At 64.9% G+C, this 12161-nt stretch carries 13 protein-coding genes and 1 pseudogene; 7 read left to right on the top strand and 7 right to left on the bottom strand.

From position 1 onward, the window contains the following. The first annotated feature begins 6 nt into the window (after window positions 1-6). Window positions 7-444, top strand: coding sequence for a metallopeptidase family protein (locus FJW10_RS27945; protein ID WP_140647199.1), 438 nt, complete (start codon window positions 7-9; stop codon window positions 442-444). 227 nt (window positions 445-671) lie between these two features. Here the strand turns inward: FJW10_RS27945 and FJW10_RS27940 are convergent, their stop codons facing one another. Both FJW10_RS27940 and FJW10_RS27935 read right to left on the bottom strand, forming a co-directional pair. Next, window positions 672-878: a DUF1737 domain-containing protein gene (locus tag FJW10_RS27940; RefSeq protein ID WP_140647198.1), complete on the bottom strand. Its 207-nt coding sequence runs from the start codon at window positions 876-878 to the stop codon at window positions 672-674. 29 nt (window positions 879-907) lie between these two features. Next, the gene (locus FJW10_RS27935; protein WP_140902467.1) at window positions 908-1786 is read right to left on the bottom strand and encodes a CoA ester lyase; all 879 of its coding nucleotides are present in this window, start codon (window positions 1784-1786) and stop codon (window positions 908-910) included. A gap of 545 nt (window positions 1787-2331) precedes the next feature. Between FJW10_RS27935 and FJW10_RS27930 the strand changes: the two genes are divergently transcribed. The 4 genes from FJW10_RS27930 (at window position 2332) to FJW10_RS27915 (ending at window position 7423) form a co-directional block, all read left to right on the top strand. After that, on the top strand, window positions 2332-3879 hold the full coding sequence (locus FJW10_RS27930) for a DUF4173 domain-containing protein (RefSeq protein WP_246674385.1): 1548 nt from the start codon (window positions 2332-2334) through the stop codon (window positions 3877-3879). A 4-nt stretch (window positions 3880-3883) separates the two neighbouring features. Then, window positions 3884-4582, top strand: a complete 699-nt coding sequence (locus tag FJW10_RS27925; protein WP_140902466.1) for a response regulator transcription factor — start codon at window positions 3884-3886, stop codon at window positions 4580-4582. Further along, the gene (locus FJW10_RS27920; RefSeq protein ID WP_140902465.1) at window positions 4570-6141 is read left to right on the top strand and encodes a HAMP domain-containing sensor histidine kinase; all 1572 of its coding nucleotides are present in this window, start codon (window positions 4570-4572) and stop codon (window positions 6139-6141) included. The genes FJW10_RS27925 and FJW10_RS27920 overlap by 13 nt, the downstream gene beginning before the upstream one ends. Before the next feature lie 115 nt (window positions 6142-6256). Then, complete coding sequence (locus FJW10_RS27915) at window positions 6257-7423, top strand: FAD-binding oxidoreductase (RefSeq protein ID WP_140902464.1); 1167 nt, start codon at window positions 6257-6259, stop codon at window positions 7421-7423. On the opposite strand, the gene FJW10_RS27910 is transcribed toward FJW10_RS27915, so the two are convergent. The 5 genes from FJW10_RS27910 to FJW10_RS27890 all read right to left on the bottom strand — a co-directional run bounded on the left by FJW10_RS27910 (window position 7372) and on the right by FJW10_RS27890 (window position 10254). Further along, window positions 7372-8151 carry a DUF72 domain-containing protein gene (locus tag FJW10_RS27910; RefSeq protein ID WP_140902463.1) on the bottom strand — a complete coding sequence of 260 codons (780 nt, stop codon included), beginning with the start codon at window positions 8149-8151 and terminating at the stop codon, window positions 7372-7374. The genes FJW10_RS27915 and FJW10_RS27910 overlap by 52 nt on opposite strands. A gap of 43 nt (window positions 8152-8194) precedes the next feature. Further along, window positions 8195-8653 (bottom strand): SRPBCC domain-containing protein, encoded by a 459-nt coding sequence (locus tag FJW10_RS27905; protein WP_246674384.1) that lies wholly within the window; start codon window positions 8651-8653, stop codon window positions 8195-8197. 72 nt (window positions 8654-8725) lie between these two features. Next, the gene (locus tag FJW10_RS27900) at window positions 8726-9175 is read right to left on the bottom strand and encodes an SRPBCC family protein (protein ID WP_140902461.1); all 450 of its coding nucleotides are present in this window, start codon (window positions 9173-9175) and stop codon (window positions 8726-8728) included. Next, the gene (locus FJW10_RS27895) at window positions 9172-9492 is read right to left on the bottom strand and encodes a metalloregulator ArsR/SmtB family transcription factor (RefSeq protein WP_140836042.1); all 321 of its coding nucleotides are present in this window, start codon (window positions 9490-9492) and stop codon (window positions 9172-9174) included. The genes FJW10_RS27900 and FJW10_RS27895 overlap by 4 nt, the downstream gene beginning before the upstream one ends. 336 nt (window positions 9493-9828) lie before the next feature. Then, on the bottom strand, window positions 9829-10254 hold the full coding sequence (locus tag FJW10_RS27890; RefSeq protein ID WP_140836041.1) for a GNAT family N-acetyltransferase: 426 nt from the start codon (window positions 10252-10254) through the stop codon (window positions 9829-9831). Window positions 10255-10440: 186 nt separating this feature from the next. Between FJW10_RS27890 and leuD the strand changes: the two genes are divergently transcribed. Next, entirely contained in the window at window positions 10441-11046 is a 606-nt protein-coding gene (gene leuD / locus FJW10_RS27885) for a 3-isopropylmalate dehydratase small subunit (RefSeq protein ID WP_140647189.1), read from the top strand. Between the two features lie 75 nt (window positions 11047-11121). Continuing rightward, a pseudogene (locus tag FJW10_RS27880) lies at window positions 11122-12071 on the top strand (hypothetical protein). Window positions 12072-12161: the final 90 nt, after the last annotated feature.

Raw genomic sequence — 12161 nt, 5'->3', positions numbered from 1 at the left:
AATTTCATGGCCCGCATCTATAAGACACGCACCTGGCACGACCAGCTCTCCCCGTCGATGGACGAGATGGAGCTTCTGGCGCTGGAGACCTATGCCCATCTGCCGGACGAATTCCGCAAGCTCACCGGCGAGATCATTATCCAGATCGCCGATTTCCCGACCGACGAGATCATGGACGACCTGTCGCTGGAGACGCCTTTCGACCTGCTCGGCCTGTTCGAAGGACGTGGCATCGCCGAGCGCTGGAACCCGCAGACCGGCGAGGGGCCGAACCGCATCACGCTCTACCGCCGCGCCATACTCGACTACTGGGCCGAGAACGAAGAGACGATGGGCGACATCGTCACCCACGTGCTGATCCACGAGATCGGCCACCATTTCGGCCTGTCGGACGACGACATGGAGCGCATCGAGGAAGCGGCCGAGCAGGCGGCGGCGGGCTGAGCGCGCACTTCGTCATCCTAGGGCGAAGCAAGAAGCGAAGCGACGCGCGCAGACCCTAGGATCCATGCCGTTCCATCAACACCAAACCCGCGGTGCAGAACGGAACGCTTGCCGCCCGACACCCGCAAACGTCCCCTATATTCTGATCCGCTGCGCCTCTAGGGTCTGCGCGACGGAGCTTCGCTCCTGCTCCGCCCTAGAATGACGAAGTGGGGGTTGCGTCCTTTCTACCAGTCGCTCAGCTTGGTGTCCGGGCCGTAGTCCTGACCTTCGACATCCTTCACCACGGCCTGGCCGCAGCGCATCGACTTGGTCTTCTTGTCATAGGCGTAGGTCGGCGAGCCGAACAGGTGCCAGCCCTTGTTCAGGGCCGCCGTCACCTTGTGGCAGAAGGTTGAATCGTCCGGGCCGGACAGAAAGCGGTAGAGTTTCATTTTTCGAGCCTGTCTTGAATATCGGCGCATCATGCGCCGATGATTATCGCCTTCGCCAGAAGTTTCTCGGCTTCCGCCAGATGCAGCCGCTCGACCATGCGGCCGTCCATCGCGATCACGCCCCTGCCGGTATTTTCGGGCCGCGCGAACGCATCCCTGATCGCACGGGCCCTGGCCAGCGCCTCGGGCGACGGCGTGAAGGCGCGGTTCGCCGGCTCGATCTGGGCGGGATGGATCAGCGACTTGCCGTCGAAACCCATGGCCGCGCCGTCGGCGCATTCGCGCGCCAGGGCGTCGAGGTCGCGAAAATCATTGGCGACGCCGTCGATCACGTCGAGGCCGCCGGCCCGCGCGGCGAGCACCAGTTGCATCAGCCAGGGCATCAGATAGCGCCGGTCGGGCGTCGCCAGGATGCCGGTCGCCTTCACCAGGTCATTCGTTCCGGCGACGAAACAAGCGAGGCGCGACGCTGGATCGCGGCCAAGCTCGGCGATGGCGCCGATGTTGAGCAGCGCTTTGGGCGTCTCGACCATCGCCCACAGTTTCACGCCGTCCGGCGCGAAATTGTCGTCGAGCAGGTCACCCGCCTCGAGGATGTCGCGCGGCGTGCCGATCTTGGGCAGGAGAATGCCGTCGGGCTCGGCCTTGGCCATGGCCAACAGATCGTCGGCGCCCCATTCGCTGGCGAGCGGGTTGACGCGCACCACCATTTCGCAGCGTTTTTCGCGCCGGCCAAGGATGCCGGCAATCTTGTCGCGCGCGGCTTTCTTGTCGGCGGGCAGGACGGCGTCCTCGAGATCGATGATGACGGCGTCGCAGGCCAAGGCGCCGATTTTGGCGAGCGCCTTGTCGTTCGAGGCGGGAATGTAAAGCACCGAGCGGCGCGGGCGGTAGGGTTCCTGAGCCATGGCCGATCTATGCAGGGTGATGGCGGATGAGGCAAGGCGGGGAGCAATCTTCTCCTTGAGGGGCCGCAAGGGTGAGATGCCCGGCAGGGCGGAGGCGCACGCTGTCCTACCTACCTGTCCTTCGTCATTCCAGGATCTGCGCCGCGTCGCTTCGCTCCTTGCTCCGCCCTGGAATGACGAAGGATACGTCGCCGTTTCACGCGCAAGAACCCTCTCTATCGCCTTTGACGACATCCCAGGGGCTGGCACCGCCATATGCGATTGCCGTACTCGAGCGTCTCGGGCGCCGGCGCCGGGCTGTCTTGCACGAAAACTGCAAACCCTTGCTGAAAAGCTCCGGGATTCCGCCGCGCGTTCACCGTGCCCGTCGGCGATAAAGCCGGCATGCGAACGCCTCACACATCCCGCTGGTCGCTGCCGCGCCGGCTCCGCGACGAAGGTTGGTGGCTGGTCGAGCCGCAAAGGCGGCGCGTCACGGGGTCGGTGCTTCCGTTCAGGGCCCGGCCGGCATGCGCCGGCGGTAACACAGCCACGAAGGCGCGGCGATGACGACGATGACCATGACGGCGCCGGCGAGCAAGACATCGCCTGTCCCGAGCTACTGCCGCCGCGTCGGCGCCGCCGCGCTGCTGGTGGCGCTGGCCGATTTTCTTTTCTACGGCCAGCCGGTCGGGATCACCGTCTTCATCTTCGCGACCGTGCTCGCCGCCACGGTCGTCGCCATGCATCCGTCGGCGCTCAGCGACGGCCGGGTCTGGCTGAAGCCGGCCGCGCTGTTCGTCGCGCTGCTGCCGCTGGTCGAAAATGTCAGCCCGCTTTCGCTGCTGGTCGCTGTCGCGGCACTTGCGGTCTTCGCGCTGTCGTTGGCCGGGCGGCTGCGTGGCGAACCTGCCCGAATAGCCCGCCAGCTCAGCCTGTTCCTGGTCGCAACGCCCTTCCGCTTCGCCCGCGACTTCTTCCGCTGGCGCAAGGCGGCGCGGGAACTCGGCCAGCGGCGGCTTCAGCTTACGGCCATTGTCGTCTGGATCGTGCCCTTGACGCTGGGCGTCGTTTTCCTGGCGCTGTTCGGCGCCGCCAATCCGATCATCGAGCACTGGCTGTCGCTGATCGACCTCCACGCGCTCCTCGAAAAAATCGAGATCGCGCGGCTTATCTTCTGGCTGATCGTGCTTGCCGGCGTCTGGGCGTTCCTGAGGCCGCGCCTGCCGCGCTTCGCCTTCCGTGTCAGGCGCGCTTTGCCTGCCGCGCCCATAGCGAGACCGGCGAAGGCCGAGGATATCCTCTTCGGCAAGGCGGCCATTCTTCGCGCGCTGATTGTCTTCAATGGCTTGTTCGCGGTGCAGAGCGCGCTCGACGCCACCTATCTCTGGGGCGGAGTCGCCCTGCCCGACGGGATGACCTATGCCGCCTATGCGCATCGTGGCGCCTATCCGCTGGTCGCCACCGCGCTGCTGGCCGCCGGCTTCGTGCTGGCGGCGCTGCGCTCGGGCAGCGAGACGTCCCGGGATCCGCTGATCCGCGGGCTGGTCTATCTCTGGGTGACGCAGAACATCGCGCTGGTGATCTCCTCGATGCTTCGGCTCGATCTCTATATCGATGTCTATGCGCTCACCTATCTGCGCATCGCCGCCTTCATCTGGATGGGACTGGTGGCGGCGGGGCTGGCCCTCATCGTCGCCCGCATCGCGCTTCAAAAATCCGGCGAATGGCTGCTCTCCGCCAATCTTGCGACACTATCGGCGACGCTTTATGCCTGCTGCTTCGTCAACTTCGCCGCAACGATCGCCAACTACAATGTCGACCACTCGCTTGAAATGACCGGAAAGGGCGTTCCCCTCGACATCTGGCATATACGCTCGCTCGGGCCGAGCGCTTTGCCGGCGCTCGGGCGCTATTTCGAGCATCAGAAGAAAACATTCCCCGATCGCGCGGTCGGCGACGGGCCCGACGCGATAGCCGAATTCCGCTATCGCACGGAGCAGAAAAACTGGCACGCCTGGGGTTTTCGCGACTGGCGGCTGCTGCGCACACTCGACAAGCACGGCGCGCTTGCTAATCCTGCCGTCACCGAACCCTACGCACCGGGCCGCTGATTTCATGCCGCACAATATCCTCGTCGCCGACGACGACCCGCATATCCGCGAGATCATCTGCTTCGCGCTGGAAAAGGCCGGCATGAAGACGGCCGCCGTCGCCGACGGCGCCGCAGCACTGCAGGCGGTCGAGCGCAGCGCGCCCGACCTCATCGTGCTCGACATCGGCATGCCGGAGATGGACGGGCTCGAGGTCTGCCGGCGGCTCAGGCAAAAATCCGACGTGCCGGTGCTGTTCCTGTCCGCGCGGGATGAAGAGATCGACCGCGTTCTGGGTCTGGAGATGGGCGGCGACGACTATGTGACCAAGCCGTTCAGCCCGCGCGAGCTGGTCGCCCGCGTCAACGTCATCCTGCGGCGCGCGCGGCCGGCCGCCGTGGAGGAAGAGGCGGACGATCGTGAATTCACGCATGGCAAGCTCATGCTCGTCCCGGCAAGCCATGAAGCAAGCTTCGGCGGCAAGCCGCTCACCTTGACGGCGATCGAGTTCGCGATCCTGAAAGGCTTCCTCGCCCGGCCGCAGCACGTGCTTGGCCGCGACGCGGTGATGGCCAATGCCTATGCCTCCAACATCCATGTCTCGGAACGCACGGTCGACAGCCACATCCGCAACGTGCGGGCCAAGCTGGCCGCGGTCGGCTGTATCGATGCGATCGCGACGGTGCATGGCGTCGGCTTCCGGCTCGGCCGATGCGGTGGTTGAGCAAGGAAAGGTGGCGGCCGCGGCTCGCCACCGTCGTCGTCGTCATCCTGATCCTGGTCATGGCGCTGCCGCTGGTCGGGCTGTTCTTCTTCCGGCTCTATGAGAACCAGCTGATCCGCCAGACCGAGGGCGAGCTGATCGCGCAAGGGGCGGTCGTCGCCGCCGTCTATGCCAGCGAGGTGCGCGCGGCCGGCATCGCCCCGGAAAGACTGGGGGCGCCGGTCTCGGCCGATCCGGCAAGGGACAACAACTATCCCTATGATCCGATCGAGCCGCGCCTCGACCTTGCCTCGGACGATGTCATGCCGTCGCGGCCGGCGGCGCTTCCCGCCACGCCCGATCCCGTCTTCGCGGCAATAGGCGCGCGGCTCGACGGCATTCTCGACCAGACGCAGAAAACGACGCTCGCCGGCTTCCGGCTGCTCGATCCACGCGGTGTGGTGATTGCCGGTGGCGACGAGGTCGGCCGGTCGCTCGGCGAGATCGAAGAGGTGCGGGCCGCGCTTTCCGGCACCTATGCCAGCGAGCTCAGGCTGCGCATCCCCGACCAGCCGACCCCGCCGCTCTATTCGGTCAGCCGCGGCACCAAGGTGCGCGTCTTCGTCGCCATGCCGGTCGAGCTCGACGGCCGGGTCGCCGGCGTCGTGTACCTGTCGCGAACGCCGAACAACATCGTCAAGCACCTCTATGGCGAGCGCGGCAAGGTGACGTTGGCGGCCATCGCCATCCTCGGCGGCACACTTTTGATCGCGCTGGTGTTCATCCGCACAGTCAGCCGGCCGATCTACGCGCTGATCGACCGGACGAAGCGCATCGCCGCCGGCGACCGCGATGCAATCCGGCCGCTCGACCATCACGGCACGCGCGAGATGGCGGCGCTGTCGACCGCCTTCCTCGACATGGCGCAAAAGCTGCAGGCGCGCTCCGACAGCATCCAGACCTTCGCCACCCACGTCTCGCATGAATTGAAATCGCCGCTGACGGCGATCCAGGGCGCGGCGGAGCTGCTCAGGGATTCCGGCGGCGCGATGGACGAGGCCGAGCGGCGGCGCTTCTCCAACAACATCGTCACCGATGCCGGGCGGCTCAATCTCCTGGTGCGCCGGCTGCTCGACCTGGCGCGCGTCGAGAACCTGGAACCGAGCGGCGACAGCACGACGCTTCATGCGGCCCTGGCATCATTGCCGATCGACACCAGGCTGGAAGCGCGGCTTGAAGGCGGCGGCGACATCAGGCTTGGCATCTCGGCCGAGAATCTCGGCATCGTGCTCGCCAACCTCATCGACAACTCGGCGAGGCACGGCGCCCGACAGGCGGCGATCCATGCCTCAGCCGATGGCGCGCGCGCGTCGGTCCAGATCGGCGACGACGGCGACGGCATCTCGGCCGCCAACCGCGCCAGGATCTTCGAGCCGTTCTTCACCACGCGGCGCGAGTCCGGTGGCACCGGCATGGGGCTCGGCATCGTGCTGGCCCTCCTGAAAGCGCATGATGGCACGATCAGGCTGGTTGACTCCGAGCGCGGCACGCGCTTCGAGATCGACCTGCCGGTTGCGTGAAGACGCGACCGTCCAGAGGATTGTTTCTACGCAATTCCGGACGGGCCGCTAAGACGAAGTTGTCGAGCGTAACCGCCACACACTTTTCCTGGAATTGCTCCAGGTCGGAGAAAAAATGCGCTACGACATCGTCATCATCGGCGGAGCCATCGTCGGGTCCTCGGTCGCCTATTACCTGCGCGAGGAGGGCTTTACCGGCTCGATCGCGCTGATCGAGCGCGATCCGCAATTCTCCCATGCGGCGACGACCTTGTCGCTCGCCTCGATCCGCCAGCAATTTTCCATCCCGGAAAACATCCGCCTGTCGCAGTTCACGCTGAAACTGTTCCGGCGGCTGAAGGAAACCTTCGGCGCCGATGCCGATATCGGCTTTCGCGAAGGCGGCTACCTCATCCTCGCCGGCGAGGCCGGCCTGCCTATCCTCAAGGCCAATCACGAGACGCAGGTCGCCGAGGGCGCCGATATCCTGCTCGAGGACCCCGGGCAGCTGGCGCGCCGCTTCCCGTGGCTGTCGGTCGAAGGCATCACCGCCGGCGCCTTTGGCCGCAGCGGCGAGGGCTGGTTCGACGCACATGCGCTGCTGGCGCTGTTCCGCAAGGCTTTGCGCGACAAGAAGATCGATTTCATCGCGGCTTCCGCCACCGGCATTTCGCGCGAGGGCAATCGTGTGACCGGCGTCAGCCTCGACAATGGCGAGACGCTGGAGGCCGGCATCGTCGTCAACGCCGCCGGGCCGAACGCCGGCAAGGTGGCGGGTTTTGCCGGGCTGGCGCTGCCGGTGGAACCGCGCAAGCGCAACGTTTTCGTCTTCGAGGCGCGCGAGAAATATGCCGACATGCCGCTGCTGGTCGATCCAAGCGGCATCTATGTGCGGCCGGAAGGCTCCGTCTACCTCACCGGCGGCGCTGAGCCGGAGGAGGGCGATGTCGCTCCCGATCCGAAGGACTTCGACGTCAACTGGCCGCTGTTCGAAGAGGTGATCTGGCCGACCTTAGCCGCCCGCATCCCGGCCTTCGAGGCGATCAAGCCGACGCGCGCCTGGGTCGGGCATTACGACTACAACACGCTCGACCAGAACGCGGTGATAGGGCCGCATCCGGAGGTCGAGAACTTCCTCTTCGCCAACGGTTTCTCCGGCCACGGCCTGCAGCAGGCGCCGGCAGTGGGGAAGTCGCTCGCCGAGCTCATCGTGCGTGGCGGCTACCGGACGGTGGACTGCACGGCGTTCGACTATGAGAGAGTGGCCGAGGGAAGGGCGTTCCGGGAGCTGAACGTCATCTGACGAACGGCCGCGTCGACCGAAAGTGCATTGCCGAGCGCATGGCCTCGTGCCGTGTTGTCGAAGATGCACCAGACCTCGGCGGCCGATGCGCTGGCTTCGGCAAGCCGCCCGCTGATATCCAGCAGCTGAGCAGCCTCGTAGTCCGAATAGTAGACCTGCGGCGCGCCATGGAAACGGAAGTAGGCGAGATCGCGCCAGCCGCCAGGCATATCAGCAGCAGGCACGGGAGCGGGGTCGGCCGCAACGCGACCGACCCGAAGGCGGCTCAAAAGAGCGTCGGCTTCCGGTTCGAACCAGCTGGCGTGACGCGGCTCGCAAACAAGGCGCCGGTCGGTCTTTGCACGCAGCACGGCGAAGAACTTTTCGGCGGTTTTGGGTTCGAACCGCAGGCTGGGCGGCAGTTGAACCAAGAGCACCGAAAGCTTGGAATCGAGTCCTGCGGCCTGACCCAAAAACGCGTCCAGAAGATCATCGCAATCTTCCAGGCGGCGCTCATGCGTCACGGCTTTGGGGATTTTTGCGGAAAAGCGAAAATGATCCGGAACTGAGCGTGCCCAGCGCTCATAGGTTTCCCGCCGATGCGGCTTGTGGAACGAGGAATTGATCTCCACGACCGGAAACCATGCCGCATAGCGTTCAAGCTGCGAGCCCGCCGCCGAGAACGAAGGCCTATGCGCTTTCGGTATGCTCCATCCAGCGGTTCCTACGAGACAATGGCTGTTCTCCATGTCCAAAATCTGGACAGGCCCACTGCCAGGTCAAGGGAGATGTTCAGGCATCTGGCAGGGTATCGAAATAGCCCTGCAGCCAGCCAAGCACCCGCGCCCAGCCCTCGGCATGTTCGGCCGCCGCATCCGGGAAACCCGCGAAGCCGCCATGGCAGACGGTGAGCCGCGTGCCACCGCCGATCGGCTCAAGCAGATAAGCCACCGTCGTTTCGTGATATCCCAGCGTCGGATGGTCCCAATCGTAGCGCCGCGTCTGCACGATGCGGCGCGGCATCGCGATTTCGAGGAATTTTCCGCCGGCGGGGAGGTGTCCGCCGTCGGCGACCTGTACCGTGACGTTCCAGCCGCCGCCGACGCGCAGATCGGCGGACCAGTCGGTCATGCGATAGGTTTCGGGCGAACCCCACCAGCGCTCGACTTCAATGGTGACCAGCGCCGCGATAACCTCGTCCGGCGAGGCGGGGAGCTCGGCCGAGGCCATGACCGTGTCTGCATTCGCCATGGCTTGCGGTAACGACAAGTGAAGCATCAGATTCAACTCCACAAAGGATTGTCTCGTATCCGAAACGAACGCTCATCCCTTTGACGGCGGGCGCTCGAAACCCTTGCCGGTTTCGAGCAGGCTCTTGAGGCTCGCCAGAACCAGCGGCCAGCCCTTGGCGACGTTCGGGATCAGCCTGTGCGGGCCGTCGGCCTCGTGGATGACGGTGAGCTTCATCAGCTCGCCATCGGGCTCTATGGTGAAGGTGCAGCGCGTATAGCCGTCCTCCTTGACCTCGGGCATCCATTCGTTGCGCCATTTGATGACCAGGCGTTTTGGCGGGTCAACCTCGAGGATCTCGCCCGAGTCGGCGACGCGCCCGTCGGGGAAGACCAGTTTCCAGCTCGCGCCGACCTTCCAGTCGCTCTCCTGATAGGAGCAGAGGAAGAACTTCCGGTTGAATTCCGGATCGGTCAGCGCCTGCCAAAGTTTTTCAGGCGTCGTGCGGATATAGGTGACATAAACAAAGCTGTTCTCGCTCACGGCTCTTCCCTTTCAAGGCGTTGCTTCAGGTGGCTGAGGGCAGCAAGCCGCCCTCGCTCGAACTTGCCGATCCAGCGCTCGGCGATCTCGTTGATCGGAACGGGGTTGAGGTAGTGCTCCTTCTCGCGGCCGCGGCGCATGGTGGTGACGAGATTCGCTTCCTCGAGGATCGCCAGGTGCTTGGTCACCGCCTGACGCGTCATCTCCATGTGCTCGCAGAGCGCGCTCAGCGTCTGTCCGTTCCGGGCATGGAGACTGTCCAGCAATTGCCGGCGGGTCGGGTCGGCCAAGGCGCGAAAGACGGCATCCATGCTCATGGCTTTAATATGCAACCATTTGGTTGCATGTCAAGCGATGGCAAAAATATTCTGCTGCCTGATGACTGCTTGCCTAAGGTTTCTTGCTTGCCGGATTGTGCCTGTCTTGAGGTGGCTTCGCTTTTGAGCAGCGCCGTCCCCCGCTCCGTCGCTGCTTCGCAGCGCCACCTCTCCCCCCTCCGGAGGGCGAGGAAGGGAGCCAGGGTCGGCGAACTCGCTCGGTTCCTCTCCCCCGTCGATCGGGGGAGAGGTGTCGAGCGAAGCTCGACGGAGTGGGGTCGATCTGGCTCGCCGGTTCCAGGCAGGAGTCGGCTCCGATATCGGTGGCGGTTCAGGTCAGCTTTTGCGGGAGAACCAGAAAGCGTCCGTCATGCGCGTCATGCCGATGCGCTCGTAGAAGCCGACGGCGTCGGGCATCGAGATCAGGCTGACGGCGACCGAAGGGCCGAGCTGGCGCTTGACCTCGTCCATCAGGCCCTTGCCGACGCCGAGCCCTTGCGCCGCCTTCGAGACGGCGAGGTCGGAAATGTAGCAGACCCAAGAGAAGTCGGTCATGCCGCGCGCGACGCCGACCAGTTGCCTGTCCGGCCGGTCGAGCCGCGCGGTCAGCACCAGGTCGGCATTGTCCAGCATGGCTTGCAGCCGGGCCTCGTCGTCGACAGGCCTTACCTTGCCCAGGCCGGATTCGACCAGCACGCGGCGGAATTCTGCGACATCGAGGGCGGGCTCGCTGGCGTAGAGAACTTTGGAAGGATCGGCCATGGCCGCAGACTGCACCAGCCGGGCAGGATTTCGAAGCCGTTTTTGAAGCGCTCCAGCCCCTGGTCCGTGCGCCATGGCCGCCATTGGCCCAAGGGCAATGCACGGACAGTCGCCTTTCATTTGCCGCCGGCTTTGTGTAAACCGTCCCGCAAAGTTCCCCGCAAGCCAAGAAGACGGGCAAGGACCATGGATAAATTCACCAAGCTCACCGGCGTCGCCGCGCCCATGCCGATCGTCAATGTCGACACCGACATGATCATTCCGAAGGATTATCTCAAGACGATCAAGCGCACCGGGCTCGGCACCGGCCTGTTCGCCGAGATGCGCTACAACGAGGACGGTTCGGAGAACCCGGATTTCGTGCTCAACAAGCCGGCCTACCGCAAGGCGCAGATCCTGGTCGCCGGCGACAATTTCGGCTGCGGCTCGAGTCGCGAGCATGCGCCCTGGGCGCTGCTCGATTTCGGTATCCGCTGCGTGATCTCGACCTCGTTCGCCGACATCTTCTACAACAATTGCTTCAAGAACGGCATCCTGCCGATCACCGTCAGCCCGGAAGACCTGGACAAGCTGATGGACGACGCCTCGCGCGGCTCCAATGCAACGCTGTCGATCGATCTCGAGGCGAAGGAAATCCGCGGGCCGGATGGCGGCGTGGTCACCTTCGACCTCGACGACTTCAAGCGCCATTGCCTCTTGAACGGCCTTGACGACATCGGGCTGACCATGGAGAAGGCCGGCGCCATCGCATCGTTCGAGAAGAAGAACGCCGAGCAGCGTCCCTGGGCCTGAGGGCCCGAAAGCACTGAGATAGATGAATCCGGCCGCAAGCGGCCGGGTTCGCGGCGGCGGAATGGAGGGACAGTCATGACACGCTTGTCTTTAGCCGGTGCCTGCGCGTCGGCGGCAATTCTTCTCGCCACAATCGGCGCCAATGCGCAGACCACCGCGCCGGCCCCGCAGCCGGCGCCCGCGTCCGACCAGCCGGCGGCCGATCAAGGCGTGACCGACCAGGGATCGGGCAGCGACCAGGCCGGTTCGGACGAGGAAAAGCAAGCGCCGATCCCGTTCGAGGGCGGCCAGCTCACCATCACGCAGCCGGAGCAGGATGGCGAGAAGGTGCTGTCCTATGACGGCAAGCAGCTGGCCAGCAATTACGACGTCTTCTTCGACAGGATCGTCAAGATCGGCGACGTCAACGTGGCGCTGGTCGATGTCGGCGACGGCGGCAACCAGTGCGGGCCGGCCAAGGTCATCGTCTGGAAGCCGAAGGACGGCGAGATCCAGACCACCACGGTCGAGCAGGACGAATGCGGGGCGCCGCCGGCCGCGATCTCCGACAGCGCCGTCTATTTCGTGCCCTATCTGCTGCCGGGCGATTCCAAGCCGGCGCTCTGCAATGGTCGCCCACGGAAGGGCTGACCACCTCCGGCAACCTGACCTACACGCCCGAACCCGGCACCGACTGGAAGGACGTCGACCCGTCGAAATACGACAACATCATCGACGCCTTCCACAACGAGGCCGTCTACAAGGCTGGACAGGCTCTGCTGGGCGACGACATGCCCGACATGGCGACCAGCCTGCTGGTCGGCGGCGGCACCGAAAAGACGGCATCGGGCGCCTTCTACGCCACCGGCTGCGTGCCGCATGACTGCGGCGGCAATGACGGCTTCATGGCGGTCGATCCGGGCAAGCAGAAGGTCTATTTCGCCCGCCGCGGCGACAATGGCGAGCCGCAGGCCTGGCCACCGGTCAAGGACTGGCCGGAGGACATCAAGAAAGCCTATGACGACGCGCAAGGGTCGGGGAATTAAGGTATGTTGAGCGTCAGGTCAGGCCGAGTCGAAAGTGGTGGCTGCCGAGAACCGGAGCGGAGCGTACTTAAGTACGTGAGCACCGGAAGC

This window comes from Mesorhizobium sp. B4-1-1, assembly GCF_006439375.1.
Taxonomy (GTDB): domain Bacteria; phylum Pseudomonadota; class Alphaproteobacteria; order Rhizobiales; family Rhizobiaceae; genus Mesorhizobium.
Note: the sequence above shows the minus strand (reverse complement) of the source record. Positions and strands in the feature narration are given on the sequence as shown.